This is a genomic window from Oleomonas cavernae (assembly GCF_003590945.1).
Lineage (GTDB): Bacteria > Pseudomonadota > Alphaproteobacteria > Zavarziniales > Zavarziniaceae > Zavarzinia > Zavarzinia cavernae.
In genome coordinates this window covers 1,746,102-1,769,100 of the sequence record NZ_QYUK01000011.1, presented here as the reverse complement: position 1 = coordinate 1,769,100, position 22,999 = coordinate 1,746,102, and the positions used below count along the sequence as shown (strand labels likewise).

Below are 22,999 nucleotides of genomic sequence, written 5' to 3'. Positions count from 1 at the left end.
AAGGCCGCGGATGTTGCCGGCGACGCCCACGGCTTTACGACCAGAGAACCAGGCCGACGAGGACGATTGCCTAGCCCTCGAACCGGACAAATTCATGCCAAGACACTGCCCGGAGTTGCCGACGAAATAGCAAACGAAGCACGGGCGCGAGGCACTACGCAGGGAGTGATTATTGAGGAGGCATGGGCTGTCTGGAAGGAGCTTCGCGGGCGATAACCTCGGATGGGCGGCCAAATGGCATAGGGATCTATCCCTCGTTGAGGGTAGAGAGATGCGCGAACTGTGATTCACGATTCTGCGCGGCCATGAGTCGCTGGCGTTTCGGTTCCGGATGGCAATTCTGGACCTATGAGTATCGGTCTTACCGCCCGGCAGAAGCGTGCGCTCAAGGATATCATTGAGGTCCTTGCGGAGGCTGCGACTCCTATTGGGGCGGTATCGCTTTCGAGAGATGGTACTTTGAGGGTCGAGGCCGGCAGCGCGTCCAGCCTGGACCACTCGGAATCCAACAGCGATTTATCAAGATGGATGTCTGACCATGGATTTCAGGGGGATTAACACCGTCAAGAAGAGGCTCGCTGACGGTACAGAGAAAATTTACTATTACGCCAGAAAAGGTGGGCCCAGGTTAAGAGGCGAGCCGGGAACGGTTGAATTCGAAAATTCATATTTCGAATCAAATAGGATAATTGAGGTCAAGAAGACTCCTGTTATTTTACTTGATTTGCTAAACAAATACCAACGGCTCCCAGAGTTTAAGAATCTCAAACCCAACACCCGCGAAAGCTATTTACTACAGGTGCGACGGATAGAGACGAAATTTGGGTCAATGCCGGTGACGGGCAAATTGGCGGCCGCCCGAAAGGCCTTCAAGAGATACCGGGCAGAGCTTGCCGAAAAACATCCACAGCAGGCCGATCTCTGGTGGTCGCTTCTACGGCGCGTGTTTTCGGTGGCCTTGAACGAGGGTTGGATCCGTGAGCAGCCGAATCCCTGTAAGGGAGGTGGCAAATTTGCGACCGGTTCTCGGGCTCAGCTAATTTGGTCCGACGCCGAAATTTCAACTTTTCTGTCTCTCGCCCCGCCCCAATTCCATCTGGCGCTACTTTTGGCCCTGCACACAGGGCAACGGCAAGGTGATTTGTTGGCTTTGCGATGGGCGGCCTATGACGACACCTGTCTCCAGCTCGTCCAACAAAAAAGCGTCTCGAAGGCAAGGCAGAATACCGAGGTGCGGCTCCGAATCACCGTCGCCAAGGCCCTCAAACCCGCTCTCGATGCGGCCCGATCGGCGGCTGAAGCCGCCGACCCCATCCTACTTCGGGGCCCGATTCTAGTGAATTCCCGTGGCAAACCCTGGACCGCCTACGGGTTCCGGGCAGCCTGGCGGGCGGCGGTTAAAAGGGCAGGAATTGCCAACCTCCGATTCCACGATTTGCGCGGCACAGCGGTCGTGCGGCTGGCCCGAGCGGGTTGCACCGTTCCGGAGATTTGCGCAGTCACTGGCCATAGCCTCAGCCACGCTCGGTCGATCCTCGAGAAGCACTATCTTGGTTTTGACTCGCAAGTGGGTGCCGCGGCGATCGCTAAGTTGAATCGGGCTCAGCGGACCCTAAAGGTTGTACCAAAAGAGGCCGTCCCGATAGGGCGGGCTCGGTGGGCGCTGGTGACAGCCAGAGACTTGGAAAGAATGGTTTGGAGCGGCCCACTGACCGATCTCGGCAAAGAGTTCGGCATTTCGGACGTGGCAATTTCTAAGCGCGCGCGGGCGGTCGGCATACCGCTGCCAGGCAGAGGCTTCTGGCGGAAGGTTGCAACCGGTGCCCTGCCTCATCCGGCCGGCGTTCCCGCCGATTCTAAAACACTTGCCAACCGCCGCCCAACTAAGGCAGCTTGAAGGTCCTGCGTGCGACGAAACCCGCGGAAAGCTTGGCTGGGGGACCTGGATTCGAACCAGAGCTACCGGTGTCAGAGACCGGGGTTCTACCGCTAAACTATCCCCCAGCGGGATGCGGCGCGCGAGGCCGGGAACATAGTCGCGGTGCCCTGGGCTGTCAACCACGGCGGAAGGGCAATTTTAGGCGGGGCGGGGCCGGAAAGCTCAGCCGACGATGTGGTAGCCGCCGTCGATGTAATGGACACCGCCGGTGATGTTGGCGGCCTCGTCGCTGGCCAGGAAGGCTGCATAGGCGCCGACATCGTCGACATCCGCCAGGTGGTGGGTGGGCGCGCGTTCGGCCGCCCGCGCCATCAGTTCGTCGAAATGGTCGATGCCCGACGCCGCCCGTGTCTTCAAGGGGCCGGGCGACAGCGCATGCACCCGGATCCCCTTGGGGCCGAGTTCCGCCGCCATGTAGCGGCTGGCCGATTCGAGTGCCGCCTTGACTGGCCCCATGATGTTGTAGTGCTCGACGACCTTTTCGGCGCCGAAGTAGGAGACGGTCATGCAGGTGCCGCCGGCGGGCATCAGCGGCTCGGCCCGCTGCACCATGCGGATGAAGGAATGGACCGAGGTGTCCATCGCCGTGGTAAAGCCGCCGCGCGAGCAATCGACGACGCGGCCGTGGAGGTCCGGCTTGGGACAGAAGGCGACGGCGTGCAGGCAGATGTCGATCCGGCCCCACAGGTGCTCGATCTCGTCGAACACCCGGCCGAATTCGCCGTCCTCCTGCACGTCCAGGGGCAGCACGATTTTGGCACCCAACGCCTCCGCGGCGGGGCGGACATGGGGCTCCGCCTTGGCATTCTGGAAGGTGACGGCGAGATCGGCGCCCTGGGCGCGGAAGGCCTTGGCGCAGCCAAAGGCGATCGAGGACTCATTGGCGATGCCGACCACCAGTGCCTTCTTCCCGACCAGCGAAAACATGACGAGCCTCAAGCGTAAACACGGCCGGCACCATAGGGCCGATTCGTGACGCTATCGGGTCGGCCGCGCCTTTAGTCCAGAGTCTGGCGATAGCGGTTGAGGGCGACCACGGTCACAACGACCAGGATCGCCAGCATCGGCCAGGCATTGGCCGAAACCTCGGCAAAGCCGTTGCCGCGCAGCATGACGCCGCGCACCACCCGCAGGAAATGGGTCAGCGGCAGGCATTCGCCGATCGCCTGGGCCCACGACGGCATGCCGCGGAAGGGGAACATGAAGCCCGAGAGCAGGATCGACGGCAGGAAGAAGAAGAACGACATCTGCATCGCCTGGAGCTGGTTGCGCGCCACCGTCGAGAAGGTGAAGCCGATGCACAGGTTGGTGGCGATGAACAGCATCACGGCGATGATCAGGGCTGGGAACGAGCCGGTCATCGGCACCCCGAACAGGCCGCGCGCGGCGATCAGCACGACCGAGACCTGAATCGCCCCCATGCCGATGGGCGGCAGGATCTTGCCCGTCATCACCTCGATCGGCCGCACCGGCATGGCGAGGAGGTTTTCCATGGTGCCGCGCTCGCGTTCGCGGGTCATGGCCATGGCGGTGGTAATCACCATGGTCATGGTCAGGATCACCCCGATCAGGCCGGGCACGATATTGTACTGGGTGATGCCGTCGGGGTTGAAGCGGCGGTGGACGACAAATTCGAAGGGCGGCGGGCGGTCGTCCGTCGCGACCGTGGTGCCGGCCAGGTCGCCCTGGTCGTGGCGCAGGGCCTCGGTTCCGATACGCGCCAGGGCGGCGATGGCATTGCCGGTGGCGGAGGGGTCGCTGGCATCGGCCTCGATCAGCAGTTGCGGGGTCTCGCCGCGCAGCAGGGTGCGCTCGAAGCCCGCCGGGATCGTCACTGCGAATTGTACCCGGCCCAGTTCCAGGGCGCGGTCGACCTGCGCCCGGCTGGCTGCCTCTTCCTCCAGCTTGAAGTAACCGGAATTGCGCAGGGCGCTGAGGATACTGCGGGCATGGGGGCCGTCCTCGGCCACATGGACGATGGTGGGCAGGCCCTTGGGGTCGTTGTTGATGGCAAAGCCGAACAGGGCGAGCTGCATGATCGGGATGCCGATCAGCAGGGCAAAGGTCAGGCGGTCGCGCCGCATCTGAATGAATTCCTTCACCACCATGGCGGCGAGGCGGGCACGGGAAATGCCGAAGGAATGGAGGAAGGTCGTCATGAGAAATTGTCCTGTGCCCCGCCCATCAGCAGGATGAAGACATCTTCCAGCGACGGGGCATCCGCGCTGATGTGGACCCCCGGCGTGCCATTCACCACGCTGTCCAGCGTGGCTTTCAGGGCGGCCCCGTCGCGGCCCGAGACGTGGAGCACGGTGCCGAAGGGGGCGACCTGGTCGACGCCGGGCGCGCCTTCCAGCAGCCTGGCCAGGGCGCCCATGCCGGGGCCCGACAGGGCGAAGGTGGTCAGGCCGGCGGCGGCCACGACCTCGTCCACCGTGCCCTCGGTCAGCAGCTTGCCATAGGCGATGTAGGCGATGCGGTGGCAGCGTTCCGCCTCGTCCATGTAATGGGTCGAGACCAGCACGGTCATGCCCTCGGCCGCGAGGAGATGGATCTGGTCCCAGAAATCGCGCCGCGCCTTGGGGTCGACGCCGGCGGTGGGCTCGTCCAGCAGCAGCAGGCGCGGCTCGTGCATGATGCAGGCGGCCAGCGCCAGGCGCTGCTTCCAGCCGCCCGACAGCGAGCCCGCGAGCTGGTTGCGGCGGTTGGCCAGCCCCAGGCGTTCCAGCGTCTCGGCGACGCGCTGCGCCCGGCGGTCGAGGTCATAGATGCGGGCGACGAAGCTCAGGTTCTCCTCGATCGTCAGGTCTTCGTAGAAGCTGAACTTCTGCGTCATATAGCCGACCTGGCGCTTGATCGCATCGCTCTGCGCCAGCACGTCCAGGCCCAGACACGTGCCGCGTCCCTCGTCGGGCACCAGCAGGCCGCACAGCATGCGGATGGTGGTGGTCTTGCCGCTGCCGTTGGGGCCGAGGAAGCCCATGATCTCGCCGGTCTTGACCTTGACCGAGACGTGATCGACCACCGTGCGCTCGCCAAAGCGCTTGGTCAGATCGGTGACATCGATGGCGAGCGGGGTGGTCATGGCGCGCCGATCGTCACGTCGAGCGGCTGGCCGGGGCGCAGGCGCGTGGCCCCGGCGCTCTGCCGCGCCTCGACCAGGTAGACGAAGGTCTCCCGGTTGGTGACGGTATAGACCGTCGGCGGGGTGAATTCCTCCTTGGGCGCCACATAGGTGACGCGGGCGGCGAGATCGCCGGGACAGCCGTCGCAGGCAAGGCGCACCGTGTCGCCCGGGGCGACCTTGGGCAGCAGGGTTTCGGGCAGGAAGAAGCGGATCTTGGTGCCGTCGTCGGGCAGCAGGGTCAGCACCGGGGCCCCGGCCGCGACCACTTCGCCGGGGTCGCGGATGGTCTCGCTGACGATGCCGGCCACCGGCGCCGTTACCTGCCGTTCGGCCAGTTGCCACTCGGCATCGGCCAGCGTCGCACTGGCTGCGGCGACTGCCGCGCGTGCCGCCAGGATGCGGTCGTCGCGGGCGCCCAGGGTGGCGGTGTCGCGCTGGGCTTCCAGGGCCTCGAGGCGGGCCTGGGCCTGCTCGACCGTCGCCTGGGCCTTGTCCAGGCCCTGACGGCTGGCGACCTGGGTCGCGGTCAGGCGCTGGGTGCGCGCCAACTCGATGCGGGCGAGATCGAGGGCCGAGCGCGCCTCGGCGATCTGGGCGTCGATCGCGGCGACTTCCGTGGGCCGGCTGCCTTTCAGGCTGTCGGCCAGATCGGCCTGGGCCTGGGCGAGGCTGGCGGCGGCCTGGTCGCGGCTGGCTGTGGCCGCCGTCGCGTCCAGCGCGAACAGGGCGTCGCCAGCCTTCACCACGTCGCCGCGGTTCACCGGGCGCGCGGTCAGGCGGCCGCCGGCGGTGGCGGCGACAGTGACGAAATCACCCTCGGCATAGCCCTGGACCGTAACCTGGCCGCCGTTGTCGCCGCAGCCGGCAAGGATCAGGGCAAGCAGGACGAAAGGGGACAGGGTGCGGGTCATGGGCGTGCCTCCCGGGCCAGCGCGGCAAGGCCGCGGGCGAGAACCTGGGCGTGGGTCTGGATCAGCGCGGCGACATCCAAGGCTTCTTCGTCGAAGGCCGAGAAGGTGGTCTTCCAGATGGCGCTGAGCAGCAGGGGCGCCACGGTCAGCTTGGTGACGATGCGCGGATCGATATCGGGCAACTCGCCGGTGGCGACTCCCTTGGCATAGAGGCGGGAGAACAGCGCCTCGCCCCGGGCGATCACCTCGAAGCGGTAGAAGCGCGCGATCTCGGGAAAATTCCCCGCCTCCGAGATGATCAGCTTGGGAAACACCGCCAACTCGCCCGCCACCCGCTGGCCGACCTCCTGGATCAGGCGCTGGAACAAGGGCGCGATCGGCCCATCATAGGCATCGGCGATGGCCTCGATCGCCTCGAAGCGCGGCAGGATGGCCTGGCGGATCAGGGCCTCGAACACCGCCTGCTTGGACGGGAAATAGAGATAGACCGTGCCCTTGGTGACCCCGGCGCGCTGGGCGATGTCCTCGATCCGCGCCGCGGCGAAACCCTTCTCGACGAAGACGCCCAGGGCGGCATCGAGGATTTCCGACGGCCGCGCATCCTTGCGCCGGCGCCAGCGCGGCTCGGTGAAGGGATCGGGATGGAGGCGGCTTCGGGCCATGATGTGTCGCGATGTTAATAACTGACTGGTCATTTATTTACTGCAAATCAGAGGAGACGGCAAGAGCGGTCTGGAGGAGTGGGAGTTCATGTTGCGTCCGGGCGCCGGCCCGTGAACAATCCCCGGCAATGAGGGGGATCAGCCAGGCATGATCGAGGTCGAGGGGCTTTGCTTCGAATATCCGGCCAAGCGGGCGCTGGACCAGGTCGGCTTCCGCATCGAGCCGGGCACCGTGACGGCGCTGGTGGGCCCCAACGGGGCGGGCAAGACCACCTTGCTGCGCTGCCTCGCCACCCTGGAGGTGCCCTATGCCGGCGCCATCCGCTTAGGCGGCATCGATGCCGCGGCCGAGCCGCGCACGGCGCGCCGCCTGCTGGGCTTCCTCGACGAATTCTTCGGTCTCTATGACGATCTGACCGTGCTGCAATGCCTGCGCTATTGGGCCGGGGCGCACGGGATCGAGGGCGACACGGTGCCGGTGGCCAAGGATGCCGCTGCCAAGCTGGGCCTGGCCGACCGCCTGGGCGAGCGGGCCGGCAGCCTGTCGCGCGGCCTGCGCCAGCGCCTGGCGATCGCCCAGGCCATCATCCACCGCCCGCGCATCCTGCTGATGGACGAGCCGGCCTCGGGCCTCGACCCCGAGGCGCGGGCGAGCCTGGCCGAGCTGATCCTGTCGCTCCAGGCGCAGGGGATGACGATCATCGTCTCGTCCCACATCCTGGCGGAACTCGAGGATTACTCGTCCCACATGCTGATCGTGGATCAGGGGCGGATCGTCGATCATGCCCCCTTGCGCGGTGCCCATCGGGCCGGGCAGGCGGCTGCCTCGCGCCATCTGCGCCTGGTCCTGGCGGCGGGTGCCGATCGCCTTCTGGACGCACTGGGGGAATGCCCGGCGTTACCGATCCCAAGGTCGGCGAGGCCGGGGCGGTCTTCGACTTCGCCGGCGATCTCGTCGCCCAGTCGCTGCTGCTGCGGCAATTGATCGAGCAGGGCTTTATCGTCGCCGGCCTGGCCGAGGAGCATGGCAGCCTGCAGGACCGCTATCTCGAGAAGGTGAAGGCGGCACGGCCATGATGCTTCTTAACCCCGAACTGCGCCGCAACCTGTGGCTCGAACTCTCGACCCAGCGCTTGATCGCCATGCCGGCGGTCCTGTTCCTGCTGTTCATGATGGGCTGGACCTGGGACCAGCAGGCGGCGGTGGCCCAGACCGCCATGGTCGTCTGCTGGGCCATCCTGGTGTTTTGGGGCAGCCGCATGGCCTGCGACAGTGTCGTCTCCGAGGTCCAGGGCCGCACCTGGGATGGCCAGCGTCTCTCCGGCATCGGGCCCAGCGCCATGACCCTGGGCAAGCTGCTGGGCGGCACGGTCTATTCCTGGTATGGCGCGGCCATCTGCTTAGGCGCCGTGCTCGCCTCGGGCGGCGTGCCGGGTGACGACCTGGCGCCGGTCAGGCTGGTCGTCACCGGCCTGTTTGCCCATTCGATCGCGCTGTGGTTCGGCCTGATCCAGTTGCGCCTGCAATCGGGTGTCCGCCGTTTCCAGGTGACCTTCGCCCAGATCGTGGCGATCCTCGCCTCGTTCCAGTTCCTGCCCCTGGTGGTGGGCTTCGAGTTCGAGATCAACTGGTACGGCATCGTGTTCCAGCCCAAGCTGTTCGCCCTGCTGGTCACCGCGCTCTTTGCGCTCTGGGGCTGGATCGGCTGCTACCGCCTGATGCGGGCCGAGTTGCAGTATCGCAGCCGGCCGCTGGTCTGGCTGCTGTTCCTGGTCTTCCTGGTGGTCTTCTTCAACGGCTTCACCAACCGCCTGCCCGAGATCACCGACAGCCTGGCCTTCGGGGATGCCTTCGTCGAGGCCGGCTTGAGCTTTCATGTCCTGGTCATGGCGACCTGGGCCGCCGGCTTCCTCGAACCCAAGAGCATCGTGCGCCTGCGCCGGCTTCTGGGGCGCCTGACCGCCGGCGACTGGCAGGGCGCCTTCGCCGACATGCCGCCCTGGGTGGCGGGCCTGCCCGTCATCATCGCGGTCGGCGTCGCCACGGTCGCCCAGATGCCGGAAGGCGGCCGGGTCGCGGCCCAGCTTGTGGCCACCTTCCTGTTCCTGCTGCGCGACATGGCCCTGGTCTACTATGTCGTGCTGGGGCCGCGGATGCGCCGCGGCCACCTGGCTGCCCTGGTCTATCTGATCGTGCTCTATGTCGTCGTTCCCGCGATCCTGGCCGGGGCCGGCGGCGTCAGGCTGCTGCCGCTGTTCGCGCCCATGGCCGGGGCCGACCTGTTCCTGGGGCTGATCGGCCCGGCCGCGCAACTGATCGGCATCGGCTTCCTGCTCTCGACCCGCTTCACCAGGCCCTCGGTGCAACCGTGACCGCCTGGCGCAACTGGTCGGGCCTGCACCAGGCCAACCCGGCCGTCATCTTCTCACCGGTCGAGGAGACCGGCATCGTCGCCGCGGTGCGCGAGGCCAAGGCCCGGGGCCTGACCTTGCGCGTGGTCGGCAGCGGCCATTCCTTCACCCCCCTGTGCGTAACCGACAGCGCCCATATCAGCCTTGCCGGCCACAGCGGCGTGGTCGCGGTCGAGGGTGAACAGGCGACGGTGAAGGCCGGCACCACGATCAGGGCGTTAGGCCCCTTGCTGCGCGAAAGGGGCTTGAGCCTCGCCAACCAGGGCGACATCGATGCCCAGGCCATTGCCGGTGCCATCGGCACCGGCACCCATGGCACGGGGGTCGGCCTGGGCAGCATCGCGTCCCAGGCAACCGCCCTGCGCCTGGTGACCGCCAGCGGCGACATCGTGTCGTGCAGCGCCACGGTCGAGAGCGACGTCTTCAACGCCGCCCGTGTCGCCATGGGCTCGATGGGCATTCTCTCCGAGGTGACACTCGCCTGCCGTCCCGCCTATACGCTGCACGAGCGCCAGCGCGGCATGGCCCTCGACGAGGTGCTGGCGACGTTCCCGGATTTCGCGCAGGCGCATCGTCACGCGGAATTCTTCTGGTTCCCGCTCTCCCAGGCGGCCGTGGTGAAAACCCTGGACCCGACCGATGCCCCGGTCTCCAAGGCCCTTGCCCTGCATCACTTCAAGACCTCGGTGGTGGAGAACGGCGCCCTGTGGGCTTTCGCCCAGGCTTCGCGCCTGATCCCGGCGCTCACCGGCCCGCTGGCCCGGCTCTCGGCCGCGGCCGGCAGCAGCGAGAAGATCGACTATGCCGAGCGCACTTTCCCCTCCAGCCGCTCGGTCCGCTTCAACGAGATGGAATATGCGGTGCCGGCACAGGCCGGCCTGGAGTGCATCGCCGAGATCCGCGCCTGGTTCCAGCGCACGGGGACCAGGATCTACTTCCCCATCGAGTTCCGCTACGTCGCCGCCGACGACATCTGGCTCAGCCCCTTCGAGGGCCGCGACTGCGCTGCCATCGCCGTCCACCGCCTGGCTGGCGAGGACTTCACCGCCTATTTCGCGGCGATGGAAGCCATCTTCCGCAACCACCAGGGCCGCCCCCACTGGGGCAAGCTCCACACCCTGAAAGCGGCGGACCTCGCAGCGCTCTATCCCCACTGGCACGACTTCCAAACCGTCCGCCGCCGGCTGGACCCTGACGGCCTGTTCCTCAACGACTATCTGCGCGACCTGTTCGAGGAGTAGGCCCCGTAGTCACCACCGTCATTCCGGCGGAGGCCGGAATCCATTTCGGGCCAGCGCGCGCTTCATCAAAATAGATTCCGGCCTTCGCCAGAATGACGAGAGAAGGGGAGGATGGCGATGAAATGGCTGGCGATATCAGTGGGCTTGCTTGCCTGTCTTGTCACGGCACACGCCAATGCGAAGGGCGCGCTCACCTTCGATCGTTGCAAGGTCTATTTTGGTGACAGTCCGCAGATACCCGCCGAACTGAAGAGTTATCTGCGGGCGATGCCGCATGATGCCGTCGAGGTCTGCTCGCACTTCGTATTTCCTGGCGGATACTCCTATGAAGTCAGGTCGGAGGTGATGAGGGCGCCGAGCGACGTCTGCTTGTTCACCGAGCGCTTCATGTTCCGCGACGGCAAGGGCGGATGGAAGGATGAGCCCGACAAGAAATTGGTCGTGGCAACCGAAAGGGTCTGGACCTACATGACGATAGCGGATGGTCCGTGCCCCCGCCAGGATTCTGCGGACTACGTGGCTACAAGAGATACACCGCCAGAGATATTCGTCGATGTGGTGAAATACTGGTATGACTTGGTAACGGCTCCTGAACGGCATAAGGCGTTCATGGCCGGGATGAATTCGCGATATCAGCCGGACTTTTCTGACGAATTTCCTGCCTACCTAAGCCAGGTGACGGCGGAAAACTATTGGGAATTTGTGGGCGGCGTTGGTGTGGGATCGGACCCGCGCTATGGTGTCTCCCAAGTCTATTTGGGTCTTACCCGGGATGGGGCATTACTTTCGAGTACCGAGAAGGCCTGCTCGCTGCAACAGAGCTGCATATGACTATGGAGTGAAGGCACCTTGGTCAATTTCTGACCGTCCGTTCGAGGGATATACTGTATAACCTCAAACGTCATTCCGGCGAAGGCCGGAATCCATTCTGGGCCAGCACGCGCTTCATCAAAATGGATTCCGGCCTTCGCCGGAATGACGAGTGGACGAGTGTTGGTAACCACATACGACTAGTTCACTTCGAGGTGGAGTGCAGGTGGGGCAATGCCAAAGACGATTATCTTCTGCTCGGATCCAATTGATCCAAAGGTCGCAGATGCCGCATTTCAGCGGGAGGCTGACGCAGCGACGGCGCTTGGCGTTTCGCATCTGCTGATCGACCACGAGGCGTTGGATCATCGTCACGACACCAAGGCTGCACTACGACGCCTTCGCGTCGACGGCCCGATCGAGGCTATCTACCGCGGCTGGATGTTGAGGGTGGAAGACTACGCGTTGCTGTACGATGCGCTGGAAGCGAAGGAAGTCCGCCTCGTCAATTCGCCCGATCAGTATGCAGCGTGCCATTGGGGGCCGGTGGCCTATCCTCATGTGGCGCCTTGGATGGCGCCGACTGCATGGATTGCCGGCGACGAGATGGATGACGACCAAGCGCTGGCATACACGCTGGCAGCGTTCGGCGATGGCCCCGTGGTTCTGAAGGACTGGGTAAAATCGCAGGCTGCGGGTTATTGGGAGGAAGCCTGCTTCATCCCGTCAGCGAGCGATCTTGCGGGGGCGAAGCGAGTGATCTCTCGTTTCCGGGAACTCCAGGGTAATTCTCTGGTCGGTGGGTTGGTATTTCGTGCCTGGCGTGAGCTCGCCCATATCGGCGACGAGGTCATGGAATGGCGGGTATTTGCGTTCGACGGTCACCCGGTCGGTTGTTGGCCAAGGATCACCGGTATGATTGGCGATGGCCCGCCAAAGGAAATTGTCGAAGCTGTCTGCGCTGCCTTGCCAAGTCATTTCGCGACGGCCGACTTTGCACGCCTCGCCAGTGGCGGATGGCTCCTTTTGGAAGTAGGTGACGGTCAAGTTTCAGGCCTGCCTGAAGTTGCTGACCCGCAACACCTGCTCAACGCGATTCTCGGTGTGAGCCCATTGCGCTGAGACATCTCCCCACGTCATTCCGGCGAAGGCCGGAATCCATTCCGGGCCAGCACGCGCTTCATCAAAATGGATTCGGCCTTCGCCGGAATGACGGCTGGGGGATCAGTCGGTAGTCTTCGGGGTTACGGGCAACACGTTGCCGGAGGCGAAGACAGCGTCCATTCTGCTGCGGTCGTAGTCGAGCAGCCAGCCCTGGAACTGGCGATAGAGCGGCCGTAATGTATCGGGTTCCAGGGCGACAACGTCCATGCCGCGGTCGTCATAGACATGGGCGATGACCTTGCGGTCCGGATCGACCAGGTAAATCTTGAACGCGCTCGCCTGCGGCTTGACGTCTATCTCGCCTGACACCGCACACCATGTCAGCTTGTCGACCTCATGGGCGGGAAGGGGCGGCGTGAGATACCAGCGTCGATAGGTCCCGTCGTCATGGTCGTCCTGGATAACGTCTCCTGCGGGTTTCAGCACGCCGACATCAAATCCCGCTGCTTTCAGGGCGGCGATGCCCTTTCGTTCGGCGTTGCCCCAGGCCGGTCCGCCATACTGGCTGATCAGTGCGACCGGGTCCGTCGGCGCAAACACCGCCCTGATGATCGCCCGGGCGCGGTCGATCGAATGCAGAAAACGGGGAATACGGTCGATCTGATAGTGCCAGTCTTGATCACTGCCCAGCCTGAGGCGAAGGCCGACCTCGAAGGCATAGAACAGGGCGTGGGACAGTTCGGGCTTGCCGAACAGGCCCGCGATCTCGGCTATGGTCGTGTTGCCGGGCACCCGGCCTACCCGTGCTCATGCCCGCAGGGCACGAAGGTCGCCGCCTCGACCAGGGCGCCATCCTCCGCCTTGCGGAAGAAGCAGGTGCGGGTGCCGGTGTGGCAGGCGGGGCCGGTCTGGTCGACCAGGAGCAGGATCGTGTCGCCGTCGCAGTCGACGCGCAGCTCGCGCAGCACCTGGACATGGCCGGAGGTGTCGCCCTTGCGCCACAGGCCGGCGCGCGAGCGCGACCAGTAGGTGACGCGGCCGGTATTCAAGGTCTCGGCCAGGGATTGCGCATTCATCCAGGCCATCATCAGGACCTCGCCGCTGTCGTGGGCTTGGGCGATGGCGGGCACGAGGCCGCGTTCGTCGAATTTCACGGCGGCGAGGATTTGGGCGATGGCGGTGGCGGTCATGATCGGCTCTGGTGTTATAATATCACGTCGGTTCTAGCATCCTGGGGCCCAAGCGGTATAGTCGTATCCGATGACCCACGCCCATGATCACGACCACGACCATTGCGTCAGCGACGCCTTGACCAGGGCGGAGGCGCTGTGTGCGACGCGCGGCGCCAAGCTGACGGACCTGCGCCGCCAGGTGTTCGAACTGGTGCTGGAAAGCCATCGGCCCGCGGGGGCCTATGACCTGGTCGCCCGGCTGGGCGAGGTGGGCGGCAAGCCGGTGGCGCCGCAGACCGTCTACCGCGCGCTGGATTTCCTGATGGAGCAGGGGCTGGTCCACCGCATCGCCTCGCTCAATGCCTTTGTCGGCTGCAGCCATCCCGATACCAGCCATGCCGGCCAGTTCCTGATCTGCACCCGCTGCCGGGAAGTGGCGGAACTGGGCGATCCCGGCGCCGTCGGCATGCTGGCCGCCCGCGCGGCCGAGCGTGGTTTCAGTGTCCAGTCGACCTCGGTCGAACTGACCGGGATCTGCGCCGCCTGCCGGTCGGCGGGCTAGAGCGGCCGTTCGGGCGCGATGTCCTCGAGCCTTTTGCCCGCGGTCTCGGCATGGCGAGCAGCACGACAAGGGCGGTGAGCGGCGCCAGGGCCAGCACCCAGATGGTCGCCGTGGAGGCGCTGCCGGCAAGCTCCAGCAGGGCGCCCTGGGCCCACAGGCCGCCGGCCGCCGAGACCGACCAGATGAGCGAGCGGCCGGCCGAGGCGGTGGCCCGGCTCGAGGTCGGGAACAATTCGGTGCTGAGCGCCGACAAGGTTACATCGACGCAGAAATAGGTGAAGATCGCCCCGACCCAGGCCGCCGGCACGATCGCGCCGCTGCCGCCGTAGAAGACGGCGAACAGGGCAGGGCTGATCAGGGCCGCCGCGGTCAGCACGGCCCGGCGGCCCAGCCGGTCGGCCAGGCGCCCGCCGGCCAGGTTGCCCAGCATGGCGACGGCGCCGCCGGTGAGGTAGAGCAGCGAGACCGCCGCCGGGCTGTAGCCCTCGTCGACCTGCAGGTGCTTGGAGACATAGAGCAGCGACGGCGCCAGGGCGAAGGCGACGGGCGCCGCCGCCGCCGCCAGGATCGCCACACGAACCGGATGCGCCCTGGCCAGGGCGAGCAGCGGCGCCAGGCTGGAGGCCGGCGGCCCGCTGTCGCGGTACTGGGCGAAGCGTGCCGTCTCGGTCAGGCGGCGGCGCAGGAAGGCGAGGGCCAGCAGCGGCACCGCGGCCAGGAAATAGAGGCTGCGCCAGCCATGGGGTAGGATATCGACCATGCCGAACATCAAGGCCGCCACGCCGTGACCCATGGAGCCCAGGGCACCCAGGGCGCCGATCGCCCAGCCGCGCACCCGGCTGTCCAATTCCTCGGCCACGACCACGACCGAGAGCATCTCCTCGGCCCCGATGAAGCTGCGGGCCGAGATCTGGCAGATCACAAAGCTGGTCGGGTCGGGGGCGAAGGCGGTCGCCAGGTTGGAGAGGGCGACGCCGACGATGGTGATCATCAGCATGCGCCGCCGGCCGTGGCGATCGGCCAGCATGGCGAGGGCAAAGGCCGGCAGCACGCCGATGCGGATCAGCGCGGTGACGTTGCCGATCTCGCCCTCGCCGATGCCCAGCGAGGCCTGGATGCGCGGCAGGGCCAGGCCGAACACCCCCAGGTCGTACTGGTTGATCAAAAAGGCGACGCCCACCAGCAGCAGCACCTGCCACTGCCGGGGCGGCAGCGCGATCGGCGGCCTCGTCAGCCGCGCCAGGCCGCGCCGCGGTGGCGCCGCATCGGTCATGTGGCGGCGGCCATCCTGGCAAAGCCGGCGTCGAGATCGGCGATCAGGTCATCGATATCCTCGAGCCCGGCATGGAAGCGCAGCAGCGGGCCCGGCTCGGTCCAGGGGGTCACGACGCGGATCTTCTCGGGGTGCTGGGGCACGCACAGGCTCTCATAGCCGCCCCAGGACCAGCCCATGCCGAACAATTCGAGGTGGTCGAGGAAGGCGGCGAGGGCGGCGCGCGGCACCGGGTGCAGCACCGCCCCGAACAGGCCCGAGGCACCGATGAAGTCCCGCTTCCATAAAGCATGACCCGGATCGTCGGGCAGGGCGGGGTGCAGCACCCGCTTCACCTCGGGCCGGCCCTGGAGATAGCGGGCCAGGCCTAGGCCGGTTTCCTGGTGGCGTTCCAGGCGAACGCCTATGGTACGCAGGCCCCGCTGGGCCAGGTACATGTCGTCGGGCCCGGTCCAAACGCCCATGTCACCGGCGGTCTGCTTGATGCGCGGGAGGGTTTCGGCGTTACCGCAGATGGTGCCGATCAGGGCATCGGAATGGCCGACGATATATTTGGTCGCCGCCTGCAACGAGATGTCGACGCCGAGCGTGAGCGGCTTGAAATAGAAGGGCGAGGCCCAGGTATTGTCGATCACCGTGGTGACGGGATGGCCCGCCGCCTTGGCCGCGGCGACGATCGCCGGCACATCCTGGACCTCGAAGGTCAGGGACCCCGGGCTTTCCATGAAGATCACCGTGGTGTTGGGCCTGATCAGGGCGGCGATGCCGGCGCCGATCAGCGGATCGTAATAGGTGGTCTCTATCCCTAAGCGCTTGAGCACCCCCTCGCACAGCCCGCGCGACGGGGCATAGCAGGAATCGACCATCAGCAGGTGATCGCCGGCTTTCAGCAGGGCCAGCAGGGTGGTCGCCACCGCCGAGAGGCCGGACGGGGTGATCTGGCAGCCGTCCGCCCCCTCGAGGGCGGCGACCGCCTCGCTCAAGGTGAAGCTGGTGGGCGACCCGCGCCGACCATAGGTCATGCGCCGTGGATCGGGCGAGGGGCGCTGGGCCGCCTCCAGGGCGTCCAGGGTCGGGAACAGGACGGTCGAGAGGTGATAGACGGGCGGGTTCACCGCGCCGTGGAAATCCGCGGGCCGGCGGCCCAGGTGAACGACGTCGGTATCGGGGCGATGTTTGCGCGACAAGAAAAGCTCCTCGAAGATCTCGCTTGCCCACCTCCCCCCCCTCCCCCCGGAGGGCGGAGGGGAGAAGAGCCCTCTCCTTAAGGCGAGGAGAGGGTTGGGTGAGGAGGCGGGTGCCGAAGCTGCTTGCCATTGATAGCGCATCCGCACGCAGGCTGTCGCTGCCCTGGTTTTGGGCATTTGGCGCGCCGCCCAAAGAACAGGCGCAATTAGGAAAGAATGCGCTGCGGCGCACAAAATCTGACCGTCCCCGCTTGGCAAGGCGCGCAAATGACTGTTAGCGTGTGCGCCGAGGCTTGCACAAAGGCGACAATGCCGGGCGGCCCAATAGACCTGACAAGGGGCTTCTAGAATGACCAAGCTTAGCCTGCTCACGATCGGCGCGGTGCTCGCGGTCGGTACGGTGACCGCGGCTCACGCCGGCACGCTCGACGACGTGAAGAAGAAGGGCTTCGTCCAATGCGGCGTCTCGCCGGCGCTGGCGGGCTTTGCGGCGCCCGACGACAAGGGCGTCTACAAGGGCATCGACGTCGATGTCTGCCACGCTGTCGCGGCGGCGATCTTTGGCGATGCGGAAAAGGTGAAGTTCACCCCGCTGACCGCCAAGGAACGTTTCACCGCCCTGCAGTCGGGTGAAGTCGACCTGCTCTCGCGCAACACCACCTGGACGCTGGCCCGCGATTCGTCGCAAGGCTTCGATTTCGTCGGCGTTACCTACTACGACGGCCAGGGCCTGCTGGTGAAGAAATCCCTGGGTGTCGACAGCGCCAAGAAGCTCGACGGCGCCACGGTCTGCACCGAAACCGGCACCACCACCGAGCTGAACCTGGCCGATTACTTCCGCACCAACAACCTCAAATACACCGTGGTCGCCTTCGGCTCGAACAACGAAGCGGTCGCCGCTTTCGAGTCCGGCCGTTGCGACGCCTACACCACGGATGCCTCGGGTCTCTATGCCACGCGCATCAAGCTGGCCGATCCGGCCGGCGCGATCGTGCTGCCCGAAATCATCTCCAAGGAGCCGCTGGGGCCGGCCGTGCGGCACGGCGACAACCAGTGGGGCGATGTGGTTCGCTGGTCGCTCTATGCCATGGTCGAGGCCGAGGAATATGGTGTGACCAAGGCCAATGTCGACGAGATCAAGGCCAAGGCCGACGCCAATCCCGAGATCAAGCGCCTGCTTGGTGTCGAAGGCGAACTCGGCAAGGGCCTGGGGCTCGACAACGCCTGGGCCTACAACATCATCAAGCAGGTCGGCAACTACGGCGAGATCTTCGACAGCAATGTCGGTGCCGGCTCGCCGCTGGGCATTGCCCGCGGCTTGAACGCGTTGTGGACCCAGGGCGGCCTGCAGTACGCGCCTCCGTTCCGTTGATCGTCTAAGGCGGTGGGATGCCTGGCATCCCGCCGCCGTTGCTTCACGCGACATCACGCGACGAGGAACCTGGATGACGTCTTCTTCCAGCCGCCCGGCGGCGAAGCCTTCCGGTGTACGGCCGTGGCGCGACCCGCAGGTCATCGCCATCGTGTCGCAGATCGTTCTTCTTGCCCTCGTCCTCGGCGTCGGCTGGTATCTGTTCCAGAACGTCCAGGACAACCTGCGCCGCCAGAATGTCGCGACCGGGTTTGATTTCCTGGATCGCAGCGCCAGTTTCGACATCGTCCAGAACCTGATCAGCTACGACTCCGGCTCGACCTACGGGCGGATGTTCCTGATCGCGGTCTTGAACACCTTGCTGGTCAGTGCCATCGGCATCGTCCTCGCCACCCTGATCGGGTTCATCGTCGGCATCGCCCGGCTCTCGAACAATTGGCTGGTGGCCAAGGTGGCGACCGTCTACGTCGAAGTCATGCGCAATGTGCCGCTGCTGCTGCATATCGCCTTCTGGTACGTGTCGGTGCTCAAGGCGCTGCCGGTCGTCCGGGACAGCATCTCGATCGAAAACACCTTCTACCTCAATCAGCGCGGGATCACCTTTCCCGGGCCGGTCCTGGAGTCGGCGTTCCTGCCGTTCATCATCGCCGTGGTCCTGGCTTTCGTTGCCGCCATCGCGGTCCGCATCTGGGCCCACAAGCGCCACATGGACACGGGCAGGTCTTTCCCCGCCTTCTGGACCGCGCTGGGCCTGATCATCGGCCTGCCGCTGCTCACCTATCTGTTCGCCGGCGACCCGGTTTCCTGGGAGATGCCGGCCAAGGGCACCTTCAATATCGCCGGCGGTGTCACCATCATTCCCGAGTTGGCCGCCCTGGCCATCGCGCTCAGCCTCTATACCGCTTCCTTCATCGCCGAAATCGTGCGCGCCGGCATTCAGTCGGTGGGCAAGGGGCAAAGCGAAGCGGCCCATTCGCTGGGCATACGGCACGGCACGACGCTGCGCCTGGTGGTCATTCCCCAGGCGTTGCGCGTGATCATTCCGCCGCTCACCAGCCAGTACCTGAACCTGCTGAAGAATTCCTCGCTGGGGGCGGCGATCGGCTATCCCGAACTGGTCGCGGTGATGACCGGCACAGTGAACAGCCAGACCAACCAGGCGGTCGAGGCGATCGCCCTGGCGATGGCGGTCTACCTCACCGTCAGCTTGCTGATTTCCGCCGGGATGAATTGGTATAACGCGCGCAAAGCGCTGGTCGAGCGGTGAGGGCGCAGCCATGAGCGACATCACCAACCCGCCCGTCATTTTCACCCCGACCCCGGCCGAGCCGCCGCCGGCCTCGACCGTCGGCGTGATCGGCTGGATCCGGCGCAACCTGGTCTCGAGCTGGTTCAACGCGATCCTCAGCGCCCTGGTGCTATACATCCTGGTCATCACCATCCCCAAGTTCCTCGATTGGGCGATCTTCAGCTCGGTCATCTCGGGCACCGACAACAGCGCCTGCGCGGGGCCGAGGGTGCCTGCTGGACCTTCATCAAGATGCGCATGGGCCAGATCATCTATGGCACCTACCCCGAGATGGAGCGTTGGCGGCCGGACATCGTCTTCTTCCTGGGCCTTGGTTCCTTGCTGGCGATCCTGCCCAAGACGCCCCTGCGCCGGCCGCTGGTCCTGTTCCTGCTCTTCGTCTGGCCGGTGCTGGCCTTCGTGCTGCTGGTCGGCGGCACCTACTACCTGCCGTTCATCGAGATGCTCGGCCTTGCCGACCCGGTGGCGATCTTCTCGCTGCCCTTCGTCTCGACCGACAGTTGGGGCGGGCTGCTGGTAACCCTGGTGGTGGCGGTTACCGGCATCACGGCATCGTTCCCGCTGGGCATCATCCTCGCCCTGGCAAGGCGCTCGAACATGCCGGTCGCCAAGTCGGTCGCCGTGGTCTTCATCGAGACGGTGCGCGGCGTGCCGCTGATCTCGATCCTGTTCATGTCGTCGGTCATGCTGCCCCTGTTCCTGCCGCCGGGGAACAACGTCGACAAGCTGCTGCGCGCCCTGGTCGGCGTGGCACTGTTCTCGGCGGCCTACATGGCCGAGGTGATCCGCGGCGGCCTGCAGGCGATCCCCAAGGGCCAGTACGAGGCGGGCAAGGCGCTGGGCCTGGGCTATTGGAAGTCGACGCGGCTGATCATCCTGCCCCAGGCGCTGAAACTGGTCATTCCGGGTATCGTGAACAGCTTCATCTCGCTGTTCAAGGATACCACCCTGGTATCGATCATCGGTCTGCGCGACCTCTTCAACGTTCTCGACGATGGCGCCAAGGATGCCAGTTGGCTGGGCCGGGACGTCGAGGCTTACGTCTTCGCCGCGCTGATGTTCGGCGTATTCTGTTTTGCGATGTCGCGTGTCTCCATGCGGATCGAACGTCGCCTCGACACCGGCCATCGCAAGTAAGGGAGCACCGCAGATGAGCACTCAAACCGCGACCGCCACACCGCCTGTATCCGACAAGCTCGCCATCGAACTGGTCGACGTGAACAAGTGGTACGGGGAGTTCCACGTCCTGCGGAACATCAACCTCAGCGTCTACCGGGGCGAACGCATCGTCATCTGCGGGCCCTCGGGCTCGGGCAAGTCGACCATGATCCGCTGCATCAACCGGCTGGAAGAACACCAGAAGGGCAAGATCGTCGTCGACAATATCGAGCTCACCAACGACCTCAAGAAGATCGACGAGATCCGCCGCGAGGTCGGCATGGTGTTCCAGCACTTCAACCTGTTCCCGCACCTGACCGTCTTGCAGAACTGCACGCTGGCCCCCATCTGGGTGCGCGGCATGCCCAAGAAGGACGCCGAAGAAATCGCGATGAAATACCTGAAGCGGGTGCGCATCCCCGAGCAGGCGAACAAGTTCCCCGGCCAGCTTTCAGGCGGCCAGCAGCAGCGCGTGGCGATCGCCCGCTCGCTGTGCATGAACCCCAAGATCATGCTGTTCGACGAGCCGACCTCGGCGCTCGACCCGGAAATGGTCAAGGAAGTGCTCGACACCATGGTCAGCCTCGCGGAAGAGGGCATGACCATGCTGTGCGTGACCCACGAAATGGGCTTTGCCCGCCAGGTGGCGAACCGGGTGATCTTCATGGACCGCGGCGAGATCGTGGAACAGAACGAACCCAACGAATTCTTCGCCAATCCCAGGAGCGACCGCACCCGTCTCTTCCTGTCGCAGATCCTGCACTGAGCGGCACCCCGCTACCTTCCAAGTTCGTCATGACCGGGCTTGTCCCGGTCATCCACGTGAACTCGGTGAGGTCGGTGTCCGCGTGGATGGCCGGGACAAGCCCGGCCATAACGATTAAGAGTGGTGTGGACCTGGGCGAGGGGGCGTAGCCGGTCACGGCCAGACCGTCGCCTCTTGCGCGAATTTCGAGCTGCTGGCGCGCACCACGCAGAAGCGGTGGCCCGTCGGCGCCTCCATCACGCACCAGGTGTGAATGCGCTTCACCACCTTGGCGCCGATGCCCAGCAGGCGTTCGACCTCGGCCTCGACATTGTCGGTCTCGATATCCAGGTGGACCCGGCTGTCGTGCTCCACGCGCTGGACTTCGATGTTGATGTCGTTGGGGTCTTCGCGGTGGAACGGGATGTAACCCGAATCTTCCGGGTCGCCACTCGAGCGATTGGGCTCCAGCCCCAGGGCCCGGCCCCAGAAGGTCGCGGCACCGTCCAGGTCGTCGGTACGGCAGTCGATGATGAAGCCTGCCAGGCGGCTGCGATGCATCGGTCTCTCCCGGGTCAGGTGAGGCCCCTCAAGCCGGGGCCCAGTGGCCAAACGAGGCGTTCGCGGGTGGCATAGGGCGCAAAGCCGAAGCGCTGATAGAGGATCAGGGCCTTGGGATGGTCCAGCGTGCAGGTATCGACCGTGACGCGCTGCGGGCCGCGCTCCCAGGCAAGCTGGATCGCCTGGTCGAGCAGGAACGGCCCCAGCCGGCGGCCGATGAAATCGGGCGCGATGCCGAACAGGCCGAGGTCGACGCGCTGGCCGCCGTCCAGGGCGACCAGCTCGAAGAAGCCTGCCGGTGCGCCTTTCAGGGACAGCACGTAAAGCGCATAGCCCGGGGCGGCCAGATGCTGGGCGAGACGCTGATCATCCCAGCGGCGCCGGTCCACCCACATCCAGTCGCGCCCGACATAGTGATACAGCCAGCGGAAATAGGCCACCGGCGGTTCCTCGACCCGGATCAGGGCATGGGCATCGAGCGGGGGCGGTGCCCGCCGGGGCGAGGGGCGCGCCGTCATCTCCAGGTAGGTGATGCGGCTCTCCGCCACCGGGCCGGACGTTTCCGTCCAGTCCGCCGGCGGCAGCTCGCTGGCGGGCGTGGTCATCAGACCTCGACCGGGGCATCCTCGCGTGCGCCCCATTCGGCCCAGGAGCCGTCGTAGAGCGAGACGCTGCGGGCGCCGATCTCGTGCAGGGCCAGCATGACGATGGCCGCCGTCACACCCGAGCCGCAACTGCACACCACCGCCTTGTTGGGGTCGATGCCGGCGGCCTCGATCTTGGCGCGCAGGGCGGGCTTGTCGAGGAAGACGCCGGTCACGGGATCGAGCAATTCGGTCGAGGGCAGGTTGACCGAGCCGGGGATGTGGCCGCGCTTCAGGCCCGGCCGCGGTTCGGGCACCGCGCCGGTGAAACGTGCGGCACTGCGCGCATCCACCACCTGTTCGCGGTGGCTGACGAGGTTGGCCCGCACCTGGTCGTAGCTGCGCAGCAGCATGGTGTTCTGGCGCGCGGTGAAGTGGCGTTCGCGCGGGGCCGGCGGCAGGTCGTCGAGCGGGCGGCCCTCGGCCTTCCATCTGGCGATGCCGCCGTCCAGCACCATGACATCGTCGTGGCCGAAAGCCCTGAACATCCACCACACGCGGGCCGCGGCGAAGGGCGCGCCGCCGTCATAGACGACGATGCGATTGCCGTCGCCCAGGCCCATCTTGCGCACGCGCGAGGCGAATTTCTCGAGCGGCGGCAGCATGTGGGGCAGGGGCGAGGTCAGGTCGGCGATCTCGTCGATGTCGAAGAACGCCGCGCCGGGGATGTGACCCTCGCGGTATTCGGCCTTGGGGTCGCGATTGGCATCGGGCAGGTACCAGGAGGCATCGATCACCCGCACGTCGGGTGCACTCAGATGCTCGGCGAGCCACGCAGTCGAAACGAGTCCGGTCGCATTGGGCATTGGAT

23 protein-coding genes and 1 tRNA gene are annotated in these 22,999 nt (G+C 65.6%); 11 read left to right on the top strand and 13 right to left on the bottom strand.

The annotated features are described in order from the left end of the window. The first annotated feature begins 538 nt into the window (after nt 1-538). Entirely contained in the window at nt 539-1,897 is a 1,359-nt protein-coding gene (locus D3874_RS12290) for a tyrosine-type recombinase/integrase (protein WP_119778342.1), read from the top strand. A gap of 33 nt (nt 1,898-1,930) precedes the next feature. Here the strand turns inward: D3874_RS12290 and D3874_RS12285 are convergent. From D3874_RS12285 to D3874_RS12260, 6 genes are all read right to left on the bottom strand, one after another. After that, a tRNA-Gln gene (locus D3874_RS12285) sits at nt 1,931-2,004 on the bottom strand. A 97-nt stretch (nt 2,005-2,101) separates the two neighbouring features. Next, nucleotides 2,102-2,866 (bottom strand): enoyl-ACP reductase FabI, encoded by a 765-nt coding sequence (gene fabI / locus D3874_RS12280; RefSeq protein ID WP_119778341.1) that lies wholly within the window; start codon nt 2,864-2,866, stop codon nt 2,102-2,104. Between the two features lie 71 nt (nt 2,867-2,937). Continuing rightward, nucleotides 2,938-4,098 (bottom strand): ABC transporter permease, encoded by a 1,161-nt coding sequence (locus D3874_RS12275; RefSeq protein WP_119778340.1) that lies wholly within the window; start codon nt 4,096-4,098, stop codon nt 2,938-2,940. Further along, complete coding sequence (locus tag D3874_RS12270) at nt 4,095-5,024, bottom strand: ABC transporter ATP-binding protein (protein ID WP_119778339.1); 930 nt, start codon at nt 5,022-5,024, stop codon at nt 4,095-4,097. Before D3874_RS12270 ends, D3874_RS12275 begins: the two co-directional genes overlap by 4 nt. Beyond that, the gene (locus tag D3874_RS12265; protein WP_119778338.1) at nt 5,021-5,977 is read right to left on the bottom strand and encodes an HlyD family secretion protein; all 957 of its coding nucleotides are present in this window, start codon (nt 5,975-5,977) and stop codon (nt 5,021-5,023) included. Before D3874_RS12265 ends, D3874_RS12270 begins: the two co-directional genes overlap by 4 nt. Continuing rightward, nucleotides 5,974-6,639, bottom strand: coding sequence for a TetR/AcrR family transcriptional regulator (locus tag D3874_RS12260; RefSeq protein ID WP_119778337.1), 666 nt, complete (start codon nt 6,637-6,639; stop codon nt 5,974-5,976). The genes D3874_RS12265 and D3874_RS12260 overlap by 4 nt, the downstream gene beginning before the upstream one ends. A gap of 148 nt (nt 6,640-6,787) precedes the next feature. Here D3874_RS12260 and D3874_RS12255 point away from each other — a divergent pair, with 148 nt between their 5' ends. From D3874_RS12255 to D3874_RS12240, 5 genes are all read left to right on the top strand, one after another. Beyond that, nucleotides 6,788-7,624 carry an ABC transporter ATP-binding protein gene (locus D3874_RS12255; RefSeq protein ID WP_119778336.1) on the top strand — a complete coding sequence of 279 codons (837 nt, stop codon included), beginning with the start codon at nt 6,788-6,790 and terminating at the stop codon, nt 7,622-7,624. Between the two features lie 88 nt (nt 7,625-7,712). Continuing rightward, nucleotides 7,713-9,011: a hypothetical protein gene (locus D3874_RS28550; RefSeq protein ID WP_158595962.1), complete on the top strand. Its 1,299-nt coding sequence runs from the start codon at nt 7,713-7,715 to the stop codon at nt 9,009-9,011. After that, a complete protein-coding gene (locus D3874_RS12250) occupies nt 9,008-10,291 on the top strand; it encodes a D-arabinono-1,4-lactone oxidase (RefSeq protein ID WP_158595961.1) in 1,284 nt (427 codons plus the stop codon). Before D3874_RS28550 ends, D3874_RS12250 begins: the two co-directional genes overlap by 4 nt. 117 nt (nt 10,292-10,408) lie before the next feature. Next, nucleotides 10,409-11,122, top strand: coding sequence for a hypothetical protein (locus D3874_RS12245; RefSeq protein ID WP_147385632.1), 714 nt, complete (start codon nt 10,409-10,411; stop codon nt 11,120-11,122). A gap of 213 nt (nt 11,123-11,335) precedes the next feature. After that, on the top strand, nt 11,336-12,223 hold the full coding sequence (locus D3874_RS12240) for an ATP-grasp domain-containing protein (protein WP_119778334.1): 888 nt from the start codon (nt 11,336-11,338) through the stop codon (nt 12,221-12,223). A 102-nt stretch (nt 12,224-12,325) separates the two neighbouring features. Here D3874_RS12240 and D3874_RS12235 read toward each other — a convergent pair whose 3' ends face one another. Further along, nucleotides 12,326-12,997, bottom strand: coding sequence for a DUF3885 domain-containing protein (locus D3874_RS12235; protein WP_119778333.1), 672 nt, complete (start codon nt 12,995-12,997; stop codon nt 12,326-12,328). Nucleotides 12,998-13,002: 5 nt separating this feature from the next. Further along, on the bottom strand, nt 13,003-13,395 hold the full coding sequence (hisI, locus tag D3874_RS12230; protein ID WP_119778332.1) for a phosphoribosyl-AMP cyclohydrolase: 393 nt from the start codon (nt 13,393-13,395) through the stop codon (nt 13,003-13,005). A 70-nt stretch (nt 13,396-13,465) separates the two neighbouring features. On the opposite strand from hisI, the gene D3874_RS12225 reads away from it, so the two are divergent. Continuing rightward, nucleotides 13,466-13,939, top strand: a complete 474-nt coding sequence (locus D3874_RS12225) for a Fur family transcriptional regulator (RefSeq protein ID WP_119778331.1) — start codon at nt 13,466-13,468, stop codon at nt 13,937-13,939. Here D3874_RS12225 and D3874_RS12220 read toward each other — a convergent pair. Together D3874_RS12220 and metC are read right to left on the bottom strand one after the other, a co-directional pair. Next, nucleotides 13,875-15,212 (bottom strand): MFS transporter, encoded by a 1,338-nt coding sequence (locus D3874_RS12220; RefSeq protein WP_119778330.1) that lies wholly within the window; start codon nt 15,210-15,212, stop codon nt 13,875-13,877. The genes D3874_RS12225 and D3874_RS12220 overlap by 65 nt on opposite strands. Continuing rightward, a complete protein-coding gene (metC, locus tag D3874_RS12215) occupies nt 15,209-16,399 on the bottom strand; it encodes a cystathionine beta-lyase (RefSeq protein WP_233559926.1) in 1,191 nt (396 codons plus the stop codon). The genes D3874_RS12220 and metC overlap by 4 nt, the downstream gene beginning before the upstream one ends. A 349-nt stretch (nt 16,400-16,748) precedes the next feature. Between metC and D3874_RS12210 the strand changes: the two genes are divergently transcribed. From D3874_RS12210 to D3874_RS12195, 4 genes are all read left to right on the top strand, one after another. Then, the gene (locus D3874_RS12210; RefSeq protein ID WP_119778328.1) at nt 16,749-17,771 is read left to right on the top strand and encodes an amino acid ABC transporter substrate-binding protein; all 1,023 of its coding nucleotides are present in this window, start codon (nt 16,749-16,751) and stop codon (nt 17,769-17,771) included. Between the two features lie 73 nt (nt 17,772-17,844). After that, entirely contained in the window at nt 17,845-19,038 is a 1,194-nt protein-coding gene (locus tag D3874_RS12205; RefSeq protein ID WP_119778327.1) for an amino acid ABC transporter permease, read from the top strand. A gap of 189 nt (nt 19,039-19,227) precedes the next feature. Next, nucleotides 19,228-20,217: an amino acid ABC transporter permease gene (locus D3874_RS12200; RefSeq protein WP_233559925.1), complete on the top strand. Its 990-nt coding sequence runs from the start codon at nt 19,228-19,230 to the stop codon at nt 20,215-20,217. A gap of 13 nt (nt 20,218-20,230) precedes the next feature. Beyond that, the gene (locus D3874_RS12195; protein ID WP_119778326.1) at nt 20,231-21,004 is read left to right on the top strand and encodes an amino acid ABC transporter ATP-binding protein; all 774 of its coding nucleotides are present in this window, start codon (nt 20,231-20,233) and stop codon (nt 21,002-21,004) included. Nucleotides 21,005-21,157: 153 nt separating this feature from the next. Here the strand turns inward: D3874_RS12195 and D3874_RS12190 are convergent, their stop codons facing one another. Genes D3874_RS12190 through sseA form a run of 3 tightly spaced genes read right to left on the bottom strand, consistent with a single transcriptional unit; the run spans nt 21,158 to nt 22,994 of the window. After that, a complete protein-coding gene (locus tag D3874_RS12190; protein ID WP_119778325.1) occupies nt 21,158-21,544 on the bottom strand; it encodes a VOC family protein in 387 nt (128 codons plus the stop codon). A 14-nt stretch (nt 21,545-21,558) separates the two neighbouring features. After that, a complete protein-coding gene (locus tag D3874_RS12185; RefSeq protein WP_158595960.1) occupies nt 21,559-22,149 on the bottom strand; it encodes a GNAT family N-acetyltransferase in 591 nt (196 codons plus the stop codon). Then, complete coding sequence (gene sseA, locus D3874_RS12180; protein WP_119778323.1) at nt 22,149-22,994, bottom strand: 3-mercaptopyruvate sulfurtransferase; 846 nt, start codon at nt 22,992-22,994, stop codon at nt 22,149-22,151. The genes D3874_RS12185 and sseA overlap by 1 nt, the downstream gene beginning before the upstream one ends. Nucleotides 22,995-22,999: the final 5 nt, after the last annotated feature.